The organism is Acinetobacter corruptisaponis (assembly GCF_030053775.1).
GTDB classification, from domain to species: domain Bacteria; phylum Pseudomonadota; class Gammaproteobacteria; order Pseudomonadales; family Moraxellaceae; genus Acinetobacter; species Acinetobacter corruptisaponis.
Map to the genome: position 1 here is coordinate 3498481 of NZ_CP125669.1, position 22657 is coordinate 3521137.

At 40.8% G+C, this 22657-nt stretch carries 22 protein-coding genes; 8 read left to right on the forward strand and 14 right to left on the reverse strand.

The genetic code is table 11. From position 1 onward, the window contains the following. The first annotated feature begins 11 nt into the window (after positions 1 to 11). Positions 12 to 2438, forward strand: coding sequence for a DNA internalization-related competence protein ComEC/Rec2 (locus QLH32_RS16565; protein ID WP_283267134.1), 2427 nt, complete (start codon positions 12 to 14; stop codon positions 2436 to 2438). 1 nt (position 2439) lies between these two features. On the opposite strand, the gene QLH32_RS16570 is transcribed toward QLH32_RS16565, so the two are convergent. Continuing rightward, a complete protein-coding gene (locus tag QLH32_RS16570) occupies positions 2440 to 3396 on the reverse strand; it encodes a lysophospholipid acyltransferase family protein (RefSeq protein ID WP_283267135.1) in 957 nt (318 codons plus the stop codon). A 138-nt stretch (positions 3397 to 3534) separates the two neighbouring features. Here QLH32_RS16570 and sppA point away from each other — a divergent pair, with 138 nt between their 5' ends. Both sppA and QLH32_RS16580 read left to right on the forward strand, forming a co-directional pair. Then, a complete protein-coding gene (gene sppA / locus QLH32_RS16575; protein WP_283267136.1) occupies positions 3535 to 4557 on the forward strand; it encodes a signal peptide peptidase SppA in 1023 nt (340 codons plus the stop codon). A gap of 165 nt (positions 4558 to 4722) precedes the next feature. Continuing rightward, the gene (locus tag QLH32_RS16580) at positions 4723 to 5514 is read left to right on the forward strand and encodes an alpha/beta fold hydrolase (protein WP_283267138.1); all 792 of its coding nucleotides are present in this window, start codon (positions 4723 to 4725) and stop codon (positions 5512 to 5514) included. Between the two features lie 37 nt (positions 5515 to 5551). On the opposite strand, the gene purN is transcribed toward QLH32_RS16580, so the two are convergent. Together purN and purM are read right to left on the reverse strand one after the other, a co-directional pair. Then, complete coding sequence (gene purN / locus QLH32_RS16585; RefSeq protein ID WP_283269368.1) at positions 5552 to 6193, reverse strand: phosphoribosylglycinamide formyltransferase; 642 nt, start codon at positions 6191 to 6193, stop codon at positions 5552 to 5554. After that, complete coding sequence (gene purM, locus QLH32_RS16590) at positions 6190 to 7260, reverse strand: phosphoribosylformylglycinamidine cyclo-ligase (protein ID WP_283267140.1); 1071 nt, start codon at positions 7258 to 7260, stop codon at positions 6190 to 6192. Before purM ends, purN begins: the two co-directional genes overlap by 4 nt. A gap of 133 nt (positions 7261 to 7393) precedes the next feature. Between purM and cxpE the strand changes: the two genes are divergently transcribed. From cxpE to QLH32_RS16610, 4 genes are all read left to right on the forward strand, one after another. Next, entirely contained in the window at positions 7394 to 8587 is a 1194-nt protein-coding gene (gene cxpE, locus QLH32_RS16595) for a chloramphenicol efflux transporter CxpE (RefSeq protein WP_283267142.1), read from the forward strand. A 20-nt stretch (positions 8588 to 8607) separates the two neighbouring features. Further along, positions 8608 to 9306 carry a DnaA regulatory inactivator Hda gene (hda, locus tag QLH32_RS16600; RefSeq protein ID WP_283267143.1) on the forward strand — a complete coding sequence of 233 codons (699 nt, stop codon included), beginning with the start codon at positions 8608 to 8610 and terminating at the stop codon, positions 9304 to 9306. A 112-nt stretch (positions 9307 to 9418) separates the two neighbouring features. Beyond that, entirely contained in the window at positions 9419 to 11293 is a 1875-nt protein-coding gene (rbtA, locus tag QLH32_RS16605; protein WP_283267145.1) for a rhombotarget A, read from the forward strand. 16 nt (positions 11294 to 11309) lie between these two features. After that, positions 11310 to 13802 carry a CSLREA domain-containing protein gene (locus QLH32_RS16610; protein ID WP_283267146.1) on the forward strand — a complete coding sequence of 831 codons (2493 nt, stop codon included), beginning with the start codon at positions 11310 to 11312 and terminating at the stop codon, positions 13800 to 13802. 80 nt (positions 13803 to 13882) lie between these two features. Here the strand turns inward: QLH32_RS16610 and QLH32_RS16615 are convergent, their stop codons facing one another. The 5 genes from QLH32_RS16615 to QLH32_RS16635 all read right to left on the reverse strand — a co-directional run bounded on the left by QLH32_RS16615 (position 13883) and on the right by QLH32_RS16635 (position 17155). Beyond that, a complete protein-coding gene (locus QLH32_RS16615) occupies positions 13883 to 14272 on the reverse strand; it encodes a DUF3106 domain-containing protein (RefSeq protein WP_283267147.1) in 390 nt (129 codons plus the stop codon). Then, positions 14262 to 14585: a ferritin family protein gene (locus QLH32_RS16620; RefSeq protein ID WP_267980555.1), complete on the reverse strand. Its 324-nt coding sequence runs from the start codon at positions 14583 to 14585 to the stop codon at positions 14262 to 14264. Before QLH32_RS16620 ends, QLH32_RS16615 begins: the two co-directional genes overlap by 11 nt. Beyond that, positions 14572 to 15189, reverse strand: a complete 618-nt coding sequence (locus QLH32_RS16625; protein WP_283269369.1) for an RNA polymerase sigma factor — start codon at positions 15187 to 15189, stop codon at positions 14572 to 14574. The genes QLH32_RS16620 and QLH32_RS16625 overlap by 14 nt, the downstream gene beginning before the upstream one ends. A 157-nt stretch (positions 15190 to 15346) precedes the next feature. Then, positions 15347 to 16123, reverse strand: coding sequence for a TrmH family RNA methyltransferase (locus QLH32_RS16630; RefSeq protein WP_267980556.1), 777 nt, complete (start codon positions 16121 to 16123; stop codon positions 15347 to 15349). Between the two features lie 57 nt (positions 16124 to 16180). Further along, positions 16181 to 17155, reverse strand: coding sequence for a class 1 fructose-bisphosphatase (locus QLH32_RS16635; RefSeq protein WP_283267149.1), 975 nt, complete (start codon positions 17153 to 17155; stop codon positions 16181 to 16183). Between the two features lie 173 nt (positions 17156 to 17328). Here QLH32_RS16635 and QLH32_RS16640 point away from each other — a divergent pair, with 173 nt between their 5' ends. After that, a complete protein-coding gene (locus QLH32_RS16640; RefSeq protein ID WP_283267151.1) occupies positions 17329 to 17523 on the forward strand; it encodes an NF038105 family protein in 195 nt (64 codons plus the stop codon). A gap of 38 nt (positions 17524 to 17561) precedes the next feature. Here QLH32_RS16640 and pal read toward each other — a convergent pair whose 3' ends face one another. The 6 genes from pal to ybgC form a co-directional block, all read right to left on the reverse strand. After that, positions 17562 to 18128: a peptidoglycan-associated lipoprotein Pal gene (gene pal / locus QLH32_RS16645; protein ID WP_283267152.1), complete on the reverse strand. Its 567-nt coding sequence runs from the start codon at positions 18126 to 18128 to the stop codon at positions 17562 to 17564. Positions 18129 to 18150: 22 nt separating this feature from the next. Then, positions 18151 to 19434, reverse strand: a complete 1284-nt coding sequence (tolB, locus tag QLH32_RS16650; protein ID WP_283267153.1) for a Tol-Pal system beta propeller repeat protein TolB — start codon at positions 19432 to 19434, stop codon at positions 18151 to 18153. Positions 19435 to 19533: 99 nt separating this feature from the next. Beyond that, positions 19534 to 21018 carry a cell envelope integrity protein TolA gene (gene tolA, locus QLH32_RS16655; RefSeq protein WP_283267154.1) on the reverse strand — a complete coding sequence of 495 codons (1485 nt, stop codon included), beginning with the start codon at positions 21016 to 21018 and terminating at the stop codon, positions 19534 to 19536. A 3-nt stretch (positions 21019 to 21021) separates the two neighbouring features. Beyond that, entirely contained in the window at positions 21022 to 21474 is a 453-nt protein-coding gene (gene tolR, locus QLH32_RS16660) for a protein TolR (RefSeq protein WP_283267156.1), read from the reverse strand. After that, positions 21474 to 22172, reverse strand: a complete 699-nt coding sequence (tolQ, locus tag QLH32_RS16665; protein WP_279959859.1) for a protein TolQ — start codon at positions 22170 to 22172, stop codon at positions 21474 to 21476. Before tolQ ends, tolR begins: the two co-directional genes overlap by 1 nt. A gap of 24 nt (positions 22173 to 22196) precedes the next feature. Beyond that, positions 22197 to 22604, reverse strand: a complete 408-nt coding sequence (gene ybgC, locus QLH32_RS16670; RefSeq protein WP_004676848.1) for a tol-pal system-associated acyl-CoA thioesterase — start codon at positions 22602 to 22604, stop codon at positions 22197 to 22199. Positions 22605 to 22657 lie beyond the last annotated feature (53 nt).

The window sequence follows — 22657 nt, forward strand, 5'->3', positions numbered from 1 at the left end:
ATTAAAAATAGATGTTAAAGCTTATTTTATTGGGATGGATTGCTGGTATTGCAGTCATGGGGAAAAGTCTACCGTTTGTTGATCGGACATGGTGGAGCTGGCTACTTTTGGCAATTGCAATATTTGGTTTTGGGTTATATGCAAAACGATTCTATCTGAATCAGCCTCTGTATAAATTTCTTATCCTGATCAGTGCCAGTTGGGCACTCTTTTGTGGAGGGTATCATTTTGCAGATTCTGCCTTACAACAGCGACTTCAGCTTAGGGAGCTTGAACCACAGCCATTTGAAGCCATTGTTTATATTAAGAACCTAGATGAACTGACAGAAGATGGACACAAACAAATTGCGGAGGTGCTCAATCGACATGCCCAACCCTTAAATTGGTTGCTTTATCTCAAGCAGGATAGAGATCAAACTGTTCAGTCTCAATCCTTACAGCTTGGTCATTATTACCGAGTCTATGGCAAGATTAAGCCAGCACATAGTTATGCGGTTGCAGGCGCATTTGATCAGGAAAAATGGTTTTTACAGCAAAATGTGATGTCGGCATTTTCCGTACAGCAGATTCAGCCTTTAAGCCCTGATGAGATTTATGCCTTGGGTTATCAGCAGCACTTAAAGCAGCAACAGGGCTTTCGGGCTAAGTTGCTGTTAAATGTTGAAACAAAACGTTTGGCATTTCGGCAGATGCTACAGAGTTCAAATCTACATTACAAAGGTCTGCTTTTGGCCTTGCTGACAGGTGATGAAAGCCTATTATCCAGTGCTTTAAAACAACAGTTTCAACAGCTTGGAATCTCTCACTTATTGGCGATTTCAGGGCCTCATGTATTGATTTTTGCCTTAATGTTGACTTGGATTTTGCAAAGATTGGTGCAACGTTATTATCCGAAGTTGTATTTGTGGCAACCACGACAGATTTTAGTGCTACTGCCATTTGGGTTAAGTGTTCTGTTATATGTCGCTTTTGTCGGTTTTGAAATTCCAGCAATTAGAACCTTGTTAACAGTCATCATTGCCAGCCTTTTTATTTTATTTCGGCAAGAGATTCAACCTTTTGCATTGCTGGTGTATAGCGCAAATTTGTTATTAATTTATGATCCATTTAGCATTTTATCGGCAGCTTTTTGGTTGTCTTATGGCGCATGTTTTATTCTGCTCAGGATTTATCAAACCATCAATGACCTACCCAAAGATCAGGTGGCAACAAAAACGCAAAAAGTCATTTTTGCGGTTAAAGTTTTAATTGAGTCCCAGTGGAAAATATTCGTTTCCTTATTGCCCTTGGTGTTGATTTTCTTTCAGCAGGTTTCATGGCTTGCACCAATCAGTAATCTGATTGCCATTCCGATATTAAGTGGTCTGGCTGTGCCTTTGGATATTATTGCTGCGTGTGTCTGGCTGATTATTCCAGCATTAGGGCAGTTGTTGTTTCAGCTCAATGATATTTTATTATCGTTGTTAATGTGGATTCTGGATGGATTACAGCAGATTTCTCCTCATTTATATGGTGTCAGTTGTACGCCATTCATGATGGTCAGTTTGATTCTAGGTTTAATCATTTTATTTATGCCCAAAGGGACGTTGCCAAAAGTTTGGGCTTTGGTTTGCTTTTTACCTATTGTATGGGGGGTAAAATCTCAACCCACGATTTTAAATATTCTGGACGTGGGGCAAGGACAATCGGTTCTTTTACAGCATCCTCAGCAGATATTAATGATTGATACAGGTGGGTCATATGATGAGAGCAAGTTTAGTTTAGGTGAACGGATGGTGATTCCATTCTTACGCCAACAGGGCGTTCGATATCTGGATCACGTGATCCTATCGCATCTCGATCAAGACCATAGTGGCGCATTTCCCGCGATTCAAAATGCCTTTGCAATCACCCATGTTCTATCCAATGAACGCAATGAAAAAATGCAGTTCAAGGATAACTTTTCATTTTGCCAGCAAGGTCAAAACTGGTCTTACGCAAATGTAAAAATTGAAATTCTATCCCCACGCCCTGAAGAATTGGTTTATGCAAAAGATCAGCAAAATGAACAATCCTGTGTGGTGTATCTACAGTTTTTAGATGCTCAGCCGTATCAAAACTTCCTCATTATGGGCGATGCAGGCTGGGAAACTGAATATAAATTGTTGCGACAATATCCTGATTTGAAAGTGGATGTCTTGGTACTTGGTCATCATGGCAGTAAACACAGTTCAGCTTATGATTTTCTGGCAACATTAAAACCGAAACTTGCGATTGCCTCGGCTGGTTTTAATAACCGTTATGGTCATCCCAGTCAGGAGCTACAAAACCGTTTGCAGGCGTTAAATATTCCTTTGCTTACGACAGTACAGGCAGGAACCATCAGTTTTGTATTTGAAAATGGCAAAGTGAAGCTAAGGCAACAACGTCAACAGGTGAAATGGCTGGAAAGAAAATAGCCTAAGCATTTTCCTGAGATTGGTATTGTTGACGAACCTCTGCAACCTTAGTCAAAGCGTCATTCTCATCAATATCATAAATTTTCTTAAGGGCAGGATTGGCGCTAAAACGTTTATAACTCCAGTGGTAATGCGCAGGGTAGCGTTGAATTAGCTGCTCCAGAGTCTGGTGAATGATCAGCGTGCCATCTTCGGCACTTCCCTCATAAATCTGGGGATTGATCGGTTCAATATGCATGTCAAAACCATCTTGTTCATTTCTCATGGTATAGAGTAGGAGTGCTTTGGCCTTGGTTTTTTGAATGAGTTTTGCACTCAGACTGCTTGAGGCAAGTGGAATACCAAAATAGTTGATCATTTCACCACCATGATCAGGGGTATGATCGGGCAGAATTGCGGTGGTTCCCCCTTGTTTCAGGGCTTTAAAAATCTGCCGTACACCGCTTTCATCAGTAGGGACAAGATGAGCCTGTTCACGACTGCGCGCGTCACGGACAAAACGGTCAGCATCAGGATTTTTGACAGGTTTATACAGGATGGTCATCTGTGTATATTTTGAGAGCCATGCATTCATCACTTCCCAAGTTCCAAAGTGGGGAATAATTAAAACCAGACCTTTTTGTTCTGTCAATGCTGCATGGAAATAATGTTCACCATGAATCTTTTGAATTTGTTGAATATTCTTTTGATTGGAAGCTCCCCAAATACTGACAAACTCAAAATAAGAGGTCAATTCATTGCGAATTGCCTGTTTGGTCAGTTGTTCTCTCTCTGGTTCAGCCAAGTCAGTAAACACAATCTGTATGTTGAGTCGAATGATTTTTGAAAGTTTGGAAAGCTGAAATGTGGTAAGTAAAGCTGCAACCAAACGTGCAAAAAAACGTCCTAACTGAATCGGCTGGCGACTAATGAGCTTGAGTAGGCGATAACTTGAACGGTTTGAATTTGGCTGAGTCATGTATTGAAATTCTGAGAATTACAGGAAACCAGTATAATGCAAAAAATAATTATAAGTTCAAACAAGTTATTTAAACAGTTTTGTACCAATCAACGTATATAATAAAGCCACTTTTAAAATACATTGGATTGGAATCTTATGTCCGATTGGCCACCAAAACCACAAAATGAATCAACAAATCCTAATAATGTGACAGGCAAAGAATGGCAGATTTTAGAAAAAGCTGTCTTGGCTTCTGTCGAAGAACAACGCCGTAGCCGCCGTTGGAGTATCTTTTTTAAATGTTTGGGTTTTGCATATTTACTGATTGTACTGATTGCAATGAGTAAGGGGTGTTCGACCAGCACAGAAAAATCAACTACCAGTATTGGCAGCAGTCATTTGGCAATTGTTGATATTGTTGGCACCATTGATTCCTCTGCGGGTCAGTCTACAGTGAACAGTGAAGATACCAACAAGGCTTTAAAACGGGCATTTGAAGCAAGTGGCAGCAAGGCGATTGTTCTCAATATTAACTCGCCTGGTGGTTCGCCTGTGCAGTCGGACGAAATCTGGCAAGAAATCCGCTATCAGAAAAAACAGCATCCAAATAAAAAGGTTTATGCTGTCATCGGTGATATGGGAGCTTCTGGTGCCTACTATATTGCTTCGGCTGCGGATGAAATCATCGTCAATCCATCAAGCTTGGTGGGTTCGATTGGTGTGATCATGCCGAACTATGGTTTAAGCGGTTTGGCACAGAAATTGGGTGTAGAAGACCGTACCTTAACATCGGGTAATAACAAAGATATCCTGAGTATGACCAAGCCGATTAACCCCGAACAACGTGCGCACGTTCAGGCATTGCTGGATAATGTTCATGGTCACTTTATCAATGCGGTTAAAGAGGGACGTGGCAAACGTTTAAAATCGAATGATCCAGCGGTTTTCTCTGGTTTATTCTGGACGGGTGAACAGGCAATTGCGCTTGGTGTTGCAGATCGTAGTGGTAGCATTACCACCCTGATGCGTGAGTTAAAGGTGGATCAAAAAGTGGATTATACCGTTCAACGTAATCCTTTAGAGTCTATTTTGGGGCGTATGGGTGCAAAGATTGGCGAGGGGATTAGTAGCTCTCTTACAGCACAATTGGAAGCTCAGCAAAACGCGAAAATACAATAATATATCTGATGCAGCGCTTTGATTAAGGCGCTGCGTTGATCTTAATCAGGCTGTGTATATCACAGCCTTTTTATTGTAAAAATAACTGCACAGTTCTCCCTTTTATTTGCAATACATGTGTAGAACGAGATAATTGACCAATCAGTGAAAATAAAAGACAAGCTTATGAAACCTTTGATTCATTTTGCCCATGCCAATGGTGTTCCATCAAAAGTCTATCAAAAACTGTTTGATCAGCTCAAAGATCAATATGACATTATTTATGTGGCAGAAATTGGAACAGATAAGCGTTATCCAATTACACATGGCTGGGCACATTTGGTTGACCAAATCATTGATAGCATTGTGCAGCAGGCGCAAGGGCGAAAAGTCATTGGTCTAGGGCATTCCCTCGGTTCAGTACTCACCTTGATGGCAGCCTATCGTCGTCCAGAATTGTTTTCACAAGTGATTATGCTCGATCCACCATTGATTATTGGCAAAGCCTCGTTTGTCTTTCATCTTGCCAAAATTTTTAAACCTAAATTGGTCGATAAAATCACGCCAGCAGGTTTGTCAGTACGTCGTCGTGATCATTGGGAATCTCGTGAGCAAGCGGCTGAGTTATTAGGTTCGAGAGGTTTTTACCAGCATTTTGATGCAGACTGTTTTCAAGCCTACATTGATCATGCTTTGACCAATGATCCACAGCGTGGTGGTGTGACTTTAACCATTCCAAAAGATGATGAAGTGGCGATGTTTAGAACAACACCGTCAATGTGGTGGTTGCCAATGCCAAAACCCCCTGTTCCTGTACATCTCGTGGTTGGAAGTGACAGTGTATTTTTAAAGGAAAAATTTCCGCAAGTGGCAAAAAGAAAACTAGATATTCCATTTTCAATTGCGCAGGGGGGGCATATGTTTCCTCTAGAACATCCTATGGAAACTGCCGAAAAAATTAAAAGTCTGGTTATTTAACTCAAATAAAAAACGCATCTGAAGATGCGTTTTATTTTTAAAACTGGGCAAACTGAATTGGTTTTTCTAATAGTTTCTGGTTGAAATAAGCCTGACCATTTTCCCAGGTGAGCTGACCATTACATAACCATTGTGCTACTTGAGGATAAATAAAATGCTCAAGTTCATGTACACGTTGTGCCAAACTTTCTACTGTATCCTGCAAGTTTACCTGAATGACAGACTGAGCAATACTTTGTCCTGCATCCAGTTCAGCCGTGACGAAATGAACTGTACAGCCATGCAAACGATCTCCTGTATTTAACACACGTTGATGTGTATTCATCCCTTTATAAAAAGGAAGCAGGGAAGGATGAATATTTAACATCTTGCCTTGCCATTTACTGACAAATTCTGGTGTTAAAATTCGCATAAAACCCGCAAGAATCACAAGATCAACTTGCCATGCCAACAGTTGCTGATGCATGGCTACGTCAAAAGCTTCCCGATTTGGAAAGTCTTTATGGGAAATCACAGCGGTGGCAATATTGGCGTCCTCGGCACGTCGTAATGCATAGGCATCAGCTTTGTTGGAGAGAACACCAACGATTTGTCCTGACAACTGTTTACCATGTTGGGCGTCGATCAGGGCCTGTAAGTTGCTACCGTTACCAGAAACAAGTACCGCAATTCTCATTATGCAAAGATCACACGAATTTTTTCGTCTGCACCCTCAACTGATTCAGCATTTTCCTGAATGTGACCAATTTTCCAGGCTTTTTCACCTTGAGCATTGAGTAGATCAATTGCTTTGTCAGCTTCGCTTGCGTCAACCGCAATCACCATGCCTACGCCACAGTTAAAAGTACGGTACATTTCAAAACGTTCTACATTACCTTCACGCTGTAACAACTGGAATAATTCAGACCATTCCCAGCTAGACTCATCAATCACAGCTTGTGCGCCATTTGGAAGTACACGTGGCAGGTTACCAGGTAAACCGCCACCTGTGATATGTGCCATTGCATGAACATCGACTTGCTTGCAAAGTTCTAACACTGGTTTTACATAAATACGGGTTGGTTCCATTGCAACATCTGCAAGAGGGCGGCCATCAATCACTTGAGTTAAGTCTACATTCTTAACATCTAAAATTTTACGTAGTAATGAATAACCATTTGAATGGGCACCACTTGAAGCAACACCAATCAACACATCACCAGATTTTACTTTGGAGCCATCAATAATTTTGCTCTGCTCAACCACACCTACAGCAAAACCAGCAAGATCGTAATCTTCGCCCTCATACATGCCTGGCATTTCGGCAGTTTCACCACCGACCAATGCACAGCCAGCAAGCTCACAACCTTTACCAATACCTGTCACTACATTTGCAGCCACATCAACATTCAAATGACCCGTTGCATAATAGTCCAGGAAGAACAATGGTTCAGCACCACAAACCAGCAGGTCATTGACACACATTGCCACCAAATCCTGACCAATCGTATCGTGACGATTGAGATTCAGTGCCAAACGTAGTTTAGTTCCTACGCCATCCGTTCCCGAAACCAATACAGGTTCTTCATAACCTTTTGGAATTTTGCATAGGGCACCAAAACCACCTAAACCGCCCATGACTTCAGGACGAGTGGTACGCTTAGCGACAGATTTGATACGATCGACCAGTGCGTCGCCCGCTTCAATGTCGACCCCCGCATCTTTATAGCTTAAACCAGTATTTGGGGTAGAAGTTGAGTTGCTCATAGTGAAGTCTCCGCATTGGCGGCAGATTATAACCCGAATATACGAAACTCTTCTGTTATTTATGCCCGAAAATGCTATCTTTATTAAAATTTTTTTCCATTTATAACGATTACACTAAGAAAGGCTAGATTTTATGCAAGATCAGGTATTGCGTCGTATCTTCATCCTCGCGGGACTCGCATTACTACTCTGGGTATTATATCTGTTAAAGCCAGTGGTATTGCCATTTGTAGGGGCATTCTTTATTGCCTACCTGTTTAGCCCGCTTGTCGATACCCTTGTAAAGTTTAGGCTGCCACGCTGGCTGGCAATTAGTATTGTATTCGTTGGGATTGGTATCACTTTAACTGTGGTGTTATGGTTTCTTGTGCCGTTGGTCTGGAAACAGCTCATGTATGCGCGAGACAGCATTCCAGCAGGGATTCATTGGGTTAACTCCACGTTTCTGCCTTGGGTATCCAAAACCTTTAATGTTATTCCAATGGAACTGGATACCGAACAAATTTCCAAAACGATCATGGAATATGTCCAGACCAATTATAGTGCAGACAGTATTCAAACCATGTTGCTACGTTTGGCACAGTCAGGTCTGAATTTTATTCAACTGGGCGGAGTGGTGATTTTAATTCCAATTATTTCATTCTATTTCCTTCTTGACTGGGAAAGAATGTTGCAAAGCTTTAGACGCCTGATTCCTCGGCCTTATGAAGCCTCGACCTTGAGAATTGTGGGTGAATGTCACAGTGTATTGGGTGCATTTGTGAAAGGGCAGTTTCTGGTGATGTTATTACTGGGAATTGTATATGCTGTTGGATTGCAGTTGATTGGGCTGGAGGTTGGCCTGATTATTGGGATGATCGCTGGTTTGGCGAGTATCATTCCTTATCTAGGTTTTGCGGTTGGTATTATTGCGGCGGTTGTTGCCACATTGTTCCAATTTGGACTGGACTGGACACAGCTTCTCTTGGTCGGTGTTGTGTTTATGATTGGACAAATGGTTGAAGGATATATTCTGCAACCTTTCCTGTTGGGCGATAAAATTGGCTTATCTCCAGTTGCGGTGGTGTTTGCAGTATTAGCTGGCGCACAACTTGGTGGTTTCCTTGGGATGTTGATTGCATTACCTGTCGCAGCAGTGATTGTGGTGTTGTTAAAGCATGCGCGTGACAATTACGAAAAAAGCCGTCTTTATGGGTTACCGATTGAGGTGAGTGTTCCCCATGGTGAAATTCAGCACATAAATGTTGATGCGGGTGATGTAGAACTTGATATTGAAATTAAAAACTCTCAAGATACAGGCACTTCAAATTCAAATGACTTTAAGTAATTGGGGAATATATTAACGATATGCGTCAACTGCAACTGGATATAGAACCACAACTGGATGCTCGAATCAGCGATTTTTCAGGTCCAGGTTGGGGAAATGTGGTTGATGCAGTCCGACAGTTACATGCAGGCTTGGTCAGCCGATTTTATGTCTATGGTGGAGCTGGAACAGGCAAGAGCCATTTGCTGTCTGCAATTTGTGATTCATATCTGGAGTTAGGCCGCCAAGCAATAAAAGTATCCTTGTTGGAATTATTGGATGCGCCTATAGAAGCAATTACCTCATTAGAGTTTTACGAATTGGTTGCTTTAGATGACATTGATGCAATCAGCGGTGTTCCTCATTGGCAGAAAGCAGTTTTTCACTTAATCAATAATCATGAGGGGCAACTGGTATTTTCTTCCCGTGTGGCACCTATTGAGTTAAAACTTGAACTACCTGATTTGCAGTCCAGATTAACGCAGGCGGTAAGCGTAAAAGTTCCAAATGGAAGTTCATATGCAGACCGACAAGCCTTGCTGCAGTCTGTTATGACGAGGCGGGGCATTCATTTTGATCAGCAAATCGTTGACTATTTATTAAATAATGGCCCTCATCAAGCGTCAGTATTGTTACAAACGCTAGCCCAACTTGAAAAAATGCTGAAAGGCGAAAAAACCAGGCTTTCCAATATGACACTCAAGCAAATCTATGCATTGATTGATGAATATCGTCAATAATATAAAATTTCTTGAGAAATTGTGAGAGCTATGACAAAGTACGCACAAAGGATGTGGTTGCAAATTTAAATTTTGCAATACCAAGAAAAATGAAAAATAGAAGGAGATCGGTATGCTCAAACGGACGCTTGCCTGCGCTTTATTTGCGGTTACTGGGCATGTTTATTCTGCGGATATTCAAGTCACAACGTTGGTTGATGAAGACAAGGATGATACCGTTTGTTCATTACGAGAAGCTGTAGAATTTCTAAATAAACGTAGCCAGACAGCGTTTGAGAATGGTTACCATGGTTGTGGTGATAAGGAAGCTAGCTCAAATATTGTTTTAAAGCGTGACCAAATATACCAGCTGAATTCAGCATTAAATATTAAGGCAGCAATGACCATTAATACCGCTGCTAGTGAAATCTTTAACGATGATAAAAAGGGATTAAACAATGCAACGATTAAAATGGCGGGAACAGACCGTATTTTTGTTATAGATGATGCCAGTATCGAAAATAGTTTAATTTCTGTAAATTTAATTGAGTTAAACCTACAAGGCTCTTCTACCAAAGTAAATGATGGTGGGTTAATTCTAAATCGTGAAGCCTTATCTATTCAATATTCCCGTTTAATTGGTGGTCATTCAAATAAGGGCGGGGCAATTTATAATGCTGGTATCTTATCTGACGCACAAAAAACAGCAGGTACACTAACAATTAGCAATAGTATTCTACAAAATAATAAAGCAGATCAAGGTGCTGTACTATATAGTGAAATGCCGCTCTATTTAATTAGCCAAACTGTTATTCGTGATAATGAAAGCTTAACAGGTACAAATGGTGTAGTGTTATATGTTCAAACGGGTTTTACTGATAATACTATTGGTAGTGCATTAAGTAATCGTAGTGCTGGCTTAAGAAATAGTACGATATTTCACAATATAGGGGATTATATTGCAAATATCCGTGAAGGCATGTTTTTAAACAATATTACATTGATTAAAAATAAGTCAGGTGGGTTATATTTGCAGGCATCAAAATGGAAATATACGACAACCAGTGACGGTGAAACGAAAACAACAGAAGCTCCTAGTTCATATATATCTAATAGTATTATTGCAGGAAATACTGGTAGTGATTTTGACTATATGGCTGACGATGCAACAGTGGTACAAAGTACTTTAACCACTGTAGAGGATTTTAGGCACAATACACCAAGTGAACGTCCAAATTTTGCACTTAATACAAATAAATTAGTGGCAGGTGGTGTGAATGATGAGGGTGTGTGTGATGCTCCACCAGCAGATGGTTTATTATGCCCATATGCGACCCCTAAAGATAAAATGTTGGGTTTCTTTAAACCACGTCTATTAATGTCCTATAAAAAGTTGTCAGATTCTCTTATTGTGAATAAGGGGCGAATTTATAGTGATGGGAGCAGTATTGGTCTTGCAAGCTGTGAAACAACTGATCAGAAAGGAAATAGTCGTAGTGGTTATGACGAGTTGTGTGATTTAGGTGCAATAGAGCTTGTTGTGAACCGTAGTGAAGTTCCAATAGCGGGACAAAGCATTTTATATGGCGAAACAGCAAAATTTAGTATTGCAGATAGCTTATTGGATGGAGAGTTATTAGATCCAACCTCTTGTGAACAGTTTCTAGGTAAGCGTTCTGATGGTCAAGCATGGCAACCAGGGTGTTTGGATATACAACAAACAGCAACTCCATCTAAAGGTAAGTTAACCATAGATCAAGAGGGTAATGTAGTTTATGCACCAGATGGTGACTGGCATGGCGCGGATAAATTTAATTTGCGGGTGATAACAACGACCACTCGCTTTAATGATGTATCTAATTATTATATTAATATTCCAACAACCATTATTCAGGATCCACCAAATAACTTTAAAAGTAAAACAGTGAATGTTTCAGGTGGAGGAATTGGTTTTAGTGCGATACTCATGCTGTTAGGTTTAGTTGGATTCCGTCGTTTTAAATCATAATCAGGGATATGATGAGATGAAAAATTATAAAAAAGCCATATTGGCGACTATGATTCTTGCAACAATGCCTTTACTTGCAGCAACAAGTGATGCGCCAATAAATGTAACAACTTTTGAAGATGAAGATGGCGAAAACTTAAATGCTTGTTCATTGCGAGAAGCATTAAAAGCTGCGGAGTTACGCAAACCTTATGGTGGATGTGAATCTACTGATATTTTATCAACAACTCAAAAAGTGATTCAGCTTCAAGCAGGGGAATATATACTTAAAAAAGAATTAACACCCAATGTTAATGTATTAATTTGGGGAGCAAGCCCAGTCGATTGGCAAGAAAAAAAGGTTTTGATTAATGATATTGTGAATCAATATCCTGCGGAAACACCATTAAAAACCACAATTAAAGCAGAGAACTCACGTATTTTTAATACAACATTTGGAGCCAAGGGCTTAACATTAAATAATCTTATTTTAACGGGTGGGAGAACAAGTGATAAAGGAGGGGCAATCTATGCTGGAGCAGATGTAGTTTTGCAAAACACTCAAATTTTGGATTCGAAAGCAGATCAAGAAGGTGGAGCGATCTTTTTAGCTGGACCAACAGCTTCATTAACTCTAACTGACAGTTTAATTCAAAAAAATATTGCACCTAAAGGTAGTGTGCTTTCAATGAGTTGTTTTAATGATATTGTTTATTCTAAAAGAAAAGTTAATCTCACAGGAAGTAGTTTTATTAAAAATGGGGCCACAGATTCTGACAGTATGTTTGAATTATGTGGAGAACCAGAAGTTATTTTAACTAATAATACAATTGCCCAAAATACAGTAAAGACATCGACAGGTAATTTAATTAAGTTTACGGGTGACGCTACAACTGAAAATACTTCAAATAATAAGTCTAGTATTTTAAGTAATGGAAGTAGTTTAACGTTAACAAGTAATACAATTGTTGAAAATCAGGGCTATACGACGCTTTTGTATGATAAACTTGGTTCTAAAAGTCTAAATTCTAATATTATAGCGTATAATGGTGGAAGTGATAGTTACGGTTGTCGCTATTTATTGGGAGATGTTTCGGAGCAGGAATCTGTTAGATTTACCGTTCAATATAATGCTTTATCATTAAAGAAAGATGATACAGCAGATCGGACAGCTAATCAGTGTGATTTACCAAAAGAAGCTTTAAAGGATAATAAAACCAATATTAATATAAGTGATATTGATATTCGAACATTATTAAGTCCATTGCAACCTGCTTCTAAATATACTTCTTTCTTTCCACTGTATTACCCTAAAAATAATGGAACAGAAACAGATTTAGTTGATATTGATGGAACGGGTTGTAGCTCAACAGATCAACGTGGTTTGGCACGTAATACCAATCAAACTCTATATTTTAATCCTGAAGCAGCTAATAGATGTGATATTGGTTCAGTTGAGCTAATGAAGCTAACAGCAGGTGATATTAGTGATTTAGCGAATAGTTCAATTAGTGAATTAATTAAAAGTTATCAAAGTCAATATGACTTTTTTAAAGATCTTGTTGAGAAACCAAATGATGAGATTTTTTTGACTTATTATAAATCTCGATTAGAGCAATATGAGAACTTATTAAAATATACAAAAGAAAATTTAAAATATCGTGCAATATTTGTAGACCTAAATAATTATAAACTTCCATTACCTCGAGAAGTTGAATTGACTGAAGGTGATGATAAAGGTAGTTATAAATTAGATTTCTTTAATCCAGATAGTTATGAGATAAAAGTAGAACGACTTGGGGTTGGTCAGCTTAATGGTAAAGTGCTAAACATTCAACAACCTCCCGATCCAAATTTGATGTGTGACTGGAATGAAAAGTTACAACAGATCGTGATTTACCGTAAAGATGATGTGATTACACAGGCGGGTGATAAAGCATTTTGTAAGTATACAATTACTACTAAGCCAGGTATTCAGCCTGAACAAACTTCATCAGGTTTAATTCAGGCAGCATTTGTTAACATTGCCCCTGTAGCAAAAGATACGTCTGTAACTTTAAAATATCGACAACATGAAAAAGCCACATTGAATTTATTAAGTTTTGCAAATGATGATGGCGATACAGGTGAGGGGGGGAAAGGACCTGAGAATAACCCAAATAAACCTGCTTTCTGGAAAAACGAAGAGGGTGTTGAATTACCAATTCGTTTAACCAATGTACCAACTAGAGATTTGACCATAACAGCAGATCGTCAAGGGGCTTGTCCTGAAACAGATGATAAAGAAATCTGTTATGGCGGTAATATTTATGTTCAGGAAGTAAATACATTTAATCCATTTAATTTCTCATTTAATTATCAAGTTTATGACGCAGATGGCACTGCTTCAAACGCTGCAACAGTGAGTGTCATTAGTACGGCTACAACAACCGATGATACTCGCCCTGCGGGTAGCGGCGGTGGCAGCACGGGGATTTTCTCAATATTGGGGTTGTTAAGTTTACTTGTTTATCGCCGATTCAGAAAATAGAAGCGGTGAATTAAAAAAATAGCGCTATTTATAGCGCTATTTTTTATATATTTTAAATAATGATTGATGTGTTGAATGAATTAGTGCTCAGAATATTTAGTTAGATATTCATCTCTAATTGTTACACGTTCTTCCAAACTCGCATTTTGCATGCGTTTACGTAAGTTATTTCGCTCCTGGGTGCTCATTTTCTGCCAGACATCACGCATTTTTTGTTTTTCATCATCTGGTAATTGTGTAAACCACTCCATTCTTTGCTGGAGTTGTGAGCCTTGGTCTGTTGGAATTTCTTTCAATGTTTGGTAGCGTTTAATTAAGATACGCTGTTCTTCAGGGGATAAATCATCCCATGCTTCTTCAGCTGTCGGTTTGCTGGGTTTAGAGAAAACCCAAAACCGTTCTGAACCAGCAAAACTGGTTTGTAATAAACCCAATGTACACACAACAAGTGCTAACTTTCTAGCTGCCATGTGGAACTTTATCCTCACCCAAGACCATTAACATTTCCATATCTTCAACCATTTGTGGCGAAAGCTTTGGATTTACGATGACCTGGTTTTGCGGTTTGTCTGCGAGTTGTAAAGAACTTGGGAGAACCACAATACCCATGATTGCAGCGGCAAATGCAAAACCAGTCATTTTCCAGATACTGTAAAAAGATGTAGGTCTTTTTTGAACAGAATCCAGAACATGATTCATCACTAGCATTTTATTGTGATGTTGTTCTCTTGCGAGTTGGTCAAGCTTGGAAGTCACTCGTTTGGTGAATTCATCTTTTTTCATTTGATGATCCTCCCGTATGTGGGTTTAAATGCTCTAAAGCGATTCTGAGTCCCTGAATTGCACGATGATAATGTGTTTTCACACTGCCTTCACTGCAATCCATGATTTGAGCTGTAGTCATGGTATCAAAACCCTCCCACGCTCTTAGCATAAATGCCTGCTGTTGACGTACTGGTAATTGGTTGATTGCAGCCTGAATTTCCTCCATTGTGACTTCCTGATCAAGAAAATCGAATGGATTAGGTGTGGATTCATCTACAATATCAATGATTTCATCATCATCATCCAAATTCACTTTTTTAAACAATGAAAATGGACTTGCTCGGCGTACTTCTTTGCGTCGCCAATCCTGTAGTTTGTTATTTAGAATGGTATAGAACAGGGGATACCATTCTTCGGTGCTTTTATCTGAATATGATTTATGCAATGAAATAAAGGCTTCCTGAACCAGATCCATTGCAATGCCTTGTTGTCCCTGTGTTGCACTTTCCATCATCACAAGCGCACGACCTGTAACGTCTTGCATAAAAAAACGCAGACGTTGTTCAACAGTACTGCGGTCAGTACCATTATCAGTTCGGGCCTGTTTCGGTGCTAAATCCATAGAGATGGAAAATCCTGTCATGGATACCCACCATTATTTCAATTCATTAGTTCTATAACGTTGAAAATGGTGGATGCGTTGACAACTTAAGCAATTATTTTTAGTAGTGTAATTGATTTTCTCGGCAGAGAAAGTGTATGTAAAATAATTTAACGTTTTACTGACGTTGGCGAACCATCTCAAACAGACAGATTGATCCCGCAATTGCAACGTTCAAGGACTCCTGACCACCAGGTTGAGGAATAGTGACAGCCTGGGCATGTTCAAGGGCATAGTCACTTGCACCTTGGCCTTCATTACCTAGAATCCAGACACAGGGCTGGGTTAAATCCTTGCCATATAAACTGGTGGAGCGATGGGAGCTGGTAACAAACACAGGAATATTAAACTTTGGTAAAATATCTGTAAGTTGATAATTCTCAAAACAGTTTAAACTAAAATGTGCACCCATGCCTGCACGTAGTACTCGGGGAGACCAAAGTAATGCTGAACCCTGGGTACAAATGACTTGTTGAACATTGGCCGCTGCTGCTGAGCGTAATAATGTACCCACATTACCTGGATCCTGAACATTTTCAAGAATCAGGGTGTCTTTGTTAAAATCAATAGTTTGAATATTTGAGGGCAAATCAATAATGGCCAAACAGGGTAGGGTTGTACCTAGTGTACTGAGATCTTTATATAAAACCTCACTGATCACAAAGATATGCCCCTTGTGCAATTCAATTATCTTTTGCAAATCTGGATGGGACAAGGCTTGTTCAGTGGTAAACAGGGAAAAGATTTTCTTTTGTTGTTGTAACCATGTTAGGCACAGATGTGTTCCTTCGAGTACCGTTTGTTGATGTTTTTTTCGAGCACTGTTGAGTTCGATGAGTCCACGCAAATGTTTGATTTTTGCATTGTCTTTTGATTCTAAAAAAATAACCGCCATAGGGTAAATATCCAAATGGGCATTACAATTTATAATGCCCTGATTATTAAAAAATAATTAATGATAACTTGTTACGCGTTCCACTTCATTTTTAGAACCGATAATCACAGGAACTCGTTGGTGTAACTCAGTTGGCTGGATGTCCATAATGCGAACACGCCCTGTTGTAGATGCACCACCAGCCTGTTCAATCAGCATGCTCATTGGGTTCGCTTCATACATCAGACGTAAACGCCCAGCTTTTTTCGGATCTTTTAAATCGTAAGGGTAAAGGAAGATACCACCACGGCACAGGATACGATGAATATCACCGACCATACACGCCACCCAACGCATGTTGAAATCTTTTTCACGGACTGAGGTTTTTCCAGCCAACAGTTCATCAATATAACGTTTTACAGGATTTTCCCAGTGGCGTTGATTGGATGAATTGATTGCAAATTCCTGAGTATCTACTGAAACCTGAACCTGTTCAGTCGTAAGCAGGAAAGTTTGTGTCGTTGGATCAAATGTGAAGAAAGCAACGCCTGCACCTACAGTAAGCGCCAGCATGGTGGATGGACCATACAGTACATAGCCAGCAGCGACCTGTGCTGTGCCTGCCTGCATAAAGTCAGCAGATTGAGTTACGGCATTTTTAGCAGGTAAGATTGAGAAAATCGTACCCACACACATATTGATGTCAATATTGCTTGAACCATCAAGTGGGTCAAACAAAACTAGATATTTACCATTTTCCTGTGCAGGCGTGAAGTCATCCAGCTCTTCTGAGGCCAAGCCACCCACCTGTGGATGAACTTTCAGGGCATCAATTAAGTAATCGTTTGAAATGACATCCAGCTTTTTTTGTGTTTCGCCCTGAACATTTTCATTGCCCGCACTGCCTAAAATACCTGCCAGGGCACCTTTTTGCAGAGCCTGGTCAATGGTTTTGCATGTGTTTGCAATTGTTTCAATGACCTGAGCCAACTCTGGTGTCAAATTCCCATTTTGTTGTTGTAAATATTGGGACAAAGTAAGGTTTGACGACATATTGAATAGCTCCGATTTTGCTGCATCAAAATTGATAAAAGAATGCCGCTATTCTAGATGAGAACGCCAAAAAATAAAAATTATCTTACTTTATTTATGTTGCTTTTATGATTACAAGTATTCATTTACATGCTATGTTGGGTGCATATTAGACAGGATGTTTGGAGAATAAAATGTCAACCAAGAATTTTGAAGCGACCCCCACCCCAAGTGAGCCGATTAGTTTGGATGAAATTTCCAAGGAAAATGTGAAAGATGCCTGGAAAGATTATGAAGCCAAGCCTGAATATAAGGACTTTAATAAGCACGATATGATTGAGTCGATGCAGTCATCTAAACAGGATGATAATACCCAACATCAGCCATAAAAAATGCTCACATGATGTGAGCATTTTTTCTTAAAGCATTATCTTAACAACGGTGGGACAGCTTCATAGTTGATTTCAACACGGCGGTTTTCTTTCCATGCAGCTTCATTATGCCCCTGATTCACAGGAGCTTCTTTACCATAGCTTACAGCTTCAAGCTGCTGTGGATTTACACCATTGGTGATTAAAAAGCTTTCTACAGCTTTAGCGCGGCGTTCGCCAAGTGCCATGTTATATTCACGTGTACCACGCTCATCGGTATGGCCTGTTAAAGCAATTTTTGAATTGGCATTTGCAACAAGAAATTGGGCATGTGCTTGTAATGTTTGATAATCTTCCTGAGATAAGTCGCTGCTGTCATAGTCAAAATGTACAACACGTTTTGCTAAAAATGCTTTATTCGCTGCGGTTACGCCTTTTGAGGACGCACCTGCCAAGTTTTGTGCATTTAATGCAGCATCTTCACTTAGACCATCGGTACTTACCGTTGTTGCGCTGTTTGGCGTATTACCTGCGGTAATTTCAGCAGCAGGTTTACGGCTGGCACAGCCTGTAAAAACCAAGGTCGCTGCGAGTAAGGGAAGTGTAAGATATTTAATATTCATATGTTTCTCCAATTAATCAAATTTATTTGGGTGCCCAAGCTGGTTCCCGAACTTCACCTTGCTCACTTGGTAAGTTCATACGGAAGCGACCATCTGTTGACATGATAGAGAGTAAGCCGCGCTCTCCCTCACGTGTCGCATAAACCACCATTTGCCCATTGGGTGAGAAGCTTGGTGATTCGTCCAAACTGGTCGGTGTCAGGATATTGGTAATGCCTGTATTAATATCCTGAATGGCAACTTTATAGTTGCTTCCACTTGGACGATGAACTAATGCAATTTTTTTACCATCCGCACTTAATGTGCCACGGGCATTGAACGCACCTTTGAATGTTAAGCGTTTAACTGAACCATCATCAAAACGATAGCTATAAATTTGTGGAGAACCGCCACGGTCAGAAGTGAAGATAAATGACTTACCATCTGGTGCATAACGTGCTTCGGTATCAATCGCTGAATCGTTGGTCATCCGCTTGACTTGGCGGCTGGCTAAGTCCATTTGATAGATTTCAGGGTTACCATGCATTGAAGCGGTAAAGAGCATGGACTTACCATCTGGTGAAAAGCTTGGTGCACCATTCAAGCCCCTGAAGCTTGCTAAAACTTCACGCTGTCCTGAGGCCAAGTCTTGAAGATAGATTGCAGGGCGTTTGGTTTCAAAAGAAACGTAGGCAATTTTCTTTGCGTCTGGTGTCCAGGCTGGGGAGAGGATTGGATCGCGTGATGAAAGAACAGTTTTAGGTTGTTCGCCATCGGTATCGGCAACCTGAAGGGTATAACGTTGGGCTGGCGTTGCCTGATTGCGTAGTACATAGGCGATACGGCCACTAAAGTCACCCGCAATACCTGTCAATGCCTGATAAATCGCATCACTGATCATATGTCCAGCTTGGCGAATACGGGAGCTTGGTACAGTCAAAACTTCATTGAGTAGATATTGTTGTTTCTGTACATCATACAACTGGTATTGAATTTCAAATGTATTGGCATCAACCGTTTTCATCTGCCCGACAACAACATAGGGAACACCAGCATTCTGCCAGTCACCAGCCTGAATCTGATCAATACTTGCAGTGGCAGGTAAGTTTTGTGATGCACTGGTAAAACGACCTGAACGGTTTAGGTCGCTTTCAACAATTGGATAAACCGCCCTATCATTGGTAAATGGCACAATCGCAATTTTAGGAGCCTGTTCAGGTGCCTTGGCGATTTCAAGATGGAGTTGTGCGAAAGTTGCTGTTGGAACAACAGTGCTAATCGCAGTAAAAACTGCTAAGGAGATGAGGTGTTTACGAGTCTTGTCCATAATTACAATAATTTGTGTCGTATTGTTGTGGCTGTTGATTATTTAACATAGTTACATGCTTTGTGCTATGACAGGCATGTAACTATTCACGATAAATTACTATTTTGCTGTGAAACTTGAAGTAAAGCTTCTGGCCTCACGGCGTGCATCAGGATCTTCTGGCATTGGATAAGGTGCGGCGGCTCGAACCGCAGCGTCCACACTGGCTTTTACATCAGGATCACTTGCATTTACAACGACTGATAATACTGCACCACTATCACTTAAGGTGACACGAGCAGTTGCCTTTTGACCCGATGAACCTGATGGTATGTCCCAGGCACGTTTAATTTTGCTTTCAAAATCCCGTTTGGCTGTTGAAGCAACTTTCTTGGCATCAGCCTTTTTCTGCGCTGCTTCCTGTTCAGCTTTTTTAGCGGCAGCAGCTTTGGCTTCTTCTGCATCCGCTTTTGCTTTAGCGTCGGCATCGGCTTTACGTTTTGCATCGGCTTCAGCTTTAGCATCTGCATCTGCCTTACGCTTGGCTTCAGCATCCGCTTTTGCCTTAGCGTCGGCATCGGCTTTTTTCTTGGCATCAGCGTCTGCTTTACGTTTTTCTTCAGCAGCCTTGGCTTTGGCATCTGTTTCCGCTTTTTTCTTGGCGTCAGCATCTGCTTTACGCTTTTCCTCAGCAGCTTTGGCCTTGGCATCTTGCTCAGCTTTTTTCTTGGCATCAGCGTCTGCTTTACGTTTTTCTTCAGCAGCCTTGGCTTTGGCATCTGTTTCCGCTTTTTTCTTGGCGTCAGCATCTGCTTTACGCTTTTCCTCAGCAGCTTTGGCCTTGGCATCTTGCTCAGCTTTTTTCTTGGCGTCAGCGTCTGCTTTACGCTTTTCTTCCGCGGCTTTTGCCTTGGCATCTTGTTCAGCTTTCAACTTGGCTGCATTATCTGCCTTGGTTTTAGCGGCCAGATCAGCTTTACGTTTTGCTTCCTGTTCAGCCGCTTTTGTTTTTGCTATGGCATCTGCCTGACGTTTTTCTTCTGCCTGTTTGGCTTTTGCCTCATTTTCAGCTTGTCGTTTTTGCTCCGCAGCTTTTGCTTTCACCTCGGCATCGGCTTTACGTTTTTCTTCGGCAGCCTTGGCTTTGGCATCAGCTTCTGCACGTTGTTTTTGTGCGACAGCTTCCGCTTGCTTCTGTTGTTCTTCTGCCTGTGCTTTTGCTTTTGCGGCTTCCTCAGCCTTACGTTTTTGTTCAGCCAACTTTGCCTGTTGCGCCTGTTCAGCTTTCAGCTTTTCGGCAGCAAGTTGCTGAGCAGTAGGTGGTGGAGGGGCAACAGGAAGATTTTCAGGCTGAGTTTCATCTACAATTGGACTTAATATTTCTTCTGCCTGATTTTCAGCCGTCGTTTCCTGTTCTACAGGTTTTGCCAATGGTGGTGGCAAATCTTCTGGTTTAACTAAAATGGTAGTTAGCTTTTTAGGCTGCTCAGGTGGTTTACTCAAGCCTAAAAAAAGTAAGCCAACAATGGCGATGGCATGAACGCCGAGTGTAAAACCCAGTGCAATCGCATTTTGCTTAAAAGGTGGCTCTTGGAATCTTTTCATAACTTATTTTAATGGCTCTGTCAGTAAGCCGACTTGGGTTAAACCTGCTTCTTGTAAACTTGCCATTAGGGAGACAACTTCCCCATAAGGGCGAGATTTCTCGCCATTCACCAAGACCATAAGCTGTTTATTGTCTTGTTCAGCCTGTTTCTGGGCATCACTTAAAATGCTTTCAAGCTGCTCATGTGTTAGTGGTTCAGTGCCTTTATTATCTTGATATTGCAGATAAATATTACCATCCTTACCAATTGTGACCATTGCAGGTATATCTTTGGATTCAATTGGTGTGCTATTGGCTTGTGGCAAATCCACCTTGATCCCACTGGTGATCATTGGTGCAGTGACCATAAAAATGACCAAAAGCACCAGCATGACATCAATATATGGCACGACATTCATGTCACTTTTCAGTGGCTTCTTGATGCGTTCAAAACGTCCAGATCGTTGAATCGCCATTATGCATCTTCCTGTGTCGTTCCAATTGCTTGACGCTGTAACAGGGCAACCATTTCTTCGGCAAATAGGGCACGGTCTGAATAGATGGATTCACCTTTTGCGGTGAAATGGTTAAAGGCAAGTACCGCAGGAATTGCGGCAAACAAGCCAATCGCGGTTGCAATCAATGCTTCTGCAATACCAGGTGCCACAGTTGCCAAAGTCACCTGATCCACTGCGGCAAGACCTATAAAGGCATTCATAATGCCCCAGACTGTACCAAACAGGCCGATATAGGGAGCGACAGAACCAATACTTGCCAATGCGCCTAGACCTTGCTCCAATCCGCCCTGATCACGGCTTAAGCCAACACGGAGGATACGTTCAGTTCCCTCGATGGTCTGGTTGGTGTCGGCCTTGCGCTTTTGCAGCTTGAAAAATTCACCCAGCCCCTGATAGAAAATATCTTCCAGCCCATGGCGTTTGGAATTGAGCTGGGCGTTGTTGTATAAAGTGTTCAGTTCGGCACCTGACCAGAACATTTTTTGAAAATGCTCATCATCCTGCGCTGCCTTTTTAAAGCCCATATGTAGTTTGGCAATCAAATACCAGCTAAAAATAGAAGCAAGTAACAGGATCAACATGACCAATTGTACAACAGGGCTTGCCTGTAAAATCAGGTCAGAAATGTGCAGGGAAGATTCTAAATTTGTTGCCATAAGTTGAGTGCCGAAAGTTTATTTTTAGTCCTGTGCCAATTCTTTTTGAATCAGGTCACGAATTTCATCAGGAAGTCTGCGTGGCATCAAATCCTTGTTTAAACATGCCAACGTAACCTCACCTGAAGCCAGCAAGATTTCACCACGATATATATTTTGTTGCAACACAAATGACGCGGCTTTACACGAAATAACACGTGCTGTAACGGTAATTAAATCGTCCATTAATATAGGGCGTACATATTTGACCTGAATCTGGTGGACAACAAAGCTGTAATCCTTTTGATGCCAATAGTGTGCGATGCCTGTGGAGCGTAGCCATTCTGTACGGGCACGTTCCATAAAACGGATGTGATTGGCGTGGTAGACAATCCCACCTGCATCTGTATCTTCGATATATACACGAATATTAAATTCAAAATGATTGGCCATGATGACGTCCTTATACAAAACTCTCCTGAATATTCAAGAGAGTTGGAAGAAAT

What these genes read in the sequence shown, in the direction of transcription:
- tolA (WP_283267154.1), bottom strand. Translation starts at nt 21,018, where the DNA reads ATGAAAAGATTCCAAGAGCCACCTTTTAAGCAAAATGCGATTGCACTG.
- QLH32_RS16580 (WP_283267138.1), top strand. Translation starts at nt 4,723, where the DNA reads ATGAAACCTTTGATTCATTTTGCCCATGCCAATGGTGTTCCATCAAAA.
- hda (WP_283267143.1), top strand. Translation starts at nt 8,608, where the DNA reads ATGCGTCAACTGCAACTGGATATAGAACCACAACTGGATGCTCGAATC.
- QLH32_RS16640 (WP_283267151.1), top strand. Translation starts at nt 17,329, where the DNA reads ATGTCAACCAAGAATTTTGAAGCGACCCCCACCCCAAGTGAGCCGATT.
- QLH32_RS16565 (WP_283267134.1), top strand. Translation starts at nt 12, where the DNA reads ATGTTAAAGCTTATTTTATTGGGATGGATTGCTGGTATTGCAGTCATG.
- QLH32_RS16570 (WP_283267135.1), bottom strand. Translation starts at nt 3,396, where the DNA reads ATGACTCAGCCAAATTCAAACCGTTCAAGTTATCGCCTACTCAAGCTC.
- QLH32_RS16615 (WP_283267147.1), bottom strand. Translation starts at nt 14,272, where the DNA reads ATGGCAGCTAGAAAGTTAGCACTTGTTGTGTGTACATTGGGTTTATTA.
- rbtA (WP_283267145.1), top strand. Translation starts at nt 9,419, where the DNA reads ATGCTCAAACGGACGCTTGCCTGCGCTTTATTTGCGGTTACTGGGCAT.
- tolR (WP_283267156.1), bottom strand. Translation starts at nt 21,474, where the DNA reads ATGGCGATTCAACGATCTGGACGTTTTGAACGCATCAAGAAGCCACTG.
- QLH32_RS16635 (WP_283267149.1), bottom strand. Translation starts at nt 17,155, where the DNA reads ATGTCGTCAAACCTTACTTTGTCCCAATATTTACAACAACAAAATGGG.
- QLH32_RS16620 (WP_267980555.1), bottom strand. Translation starts at nt 14,585, where the DNA reads ATGAAAAAAGATGAATTCACCAAACGAGTGACTTCCAAGCTTGACCAA.
- QLH32_RS16625 (WP_283269369.1), bottom strand. Translation starts at nt 15,189, where the DNA reads ATGGATTTAGCACCGAAACAGGCCCGAACTGATAATGGTACTGACCGC.
- QLH32_RS16610 (WP_283267146.1), top strand. Translation starts at nt 11,310, where the DNA reads ATGAAAAATTATAAAAAAGCCATATTGGCGACTATGATTCTTGCAACA.
- QLH32_RS16630 (WP_267980556.1), bottom strand. Translation starts at nt 16,123, where the DNA reads ATGGCGGTTATTTTTTTAGAATCAAAAGACAATGCAAAAATCAAACAT.
- purM (WP_283267140.1), bottom strand. Translation starts at nt 7,260, where the DNA reads ATGAGCAACTCAACTTCTACCCCAAATACTGGTTTAAGCTATAAAGAT.
- sppA (WP_283267136.1), top strand. Translation starts at nt 3,535, where the DNA reads ATGTCCGATTGGCCACCAAAACCACAAAATGAATCAACAAATCCTAAT.
- ybgC (WP_004676848.1), bottom strand. Translation starts at nt 22,604, where the DNA reads ATGGCCAATCATTTTGAATTTAATATTCGTGTATATATCGAAGATACA.
- pal (WP_283267152.1), bottom strand. Translation starts at nt 18,128, where the DNA reads ATGAATATTAAATATCTTACACTTCCCTTACTCGCAGCGACCTTGGTT.
- cxpE (WP_283267142.1), top strand. Translation starts at nt 7,394, where the DNA reads ATGCAAGATCAGGTATTGCGTCGTATCTTCATCCTCGCGGGACTCGCA.
- tolQ (WP_279959859.1), bottom strand. Translation starts at nt 22,172, where the DNA reads ATGGCAACAAATTTAGAATCTTCCCTGCACATTTCTGACCTGATTTTA.
- tolB (WP_283267153.1), bottom strand. Translation starts at nt 19,434, where the DNA reads ATGGACAAGACTCGTAAACACCTCATCTCCTTAGCAGTTTTTACTGCG.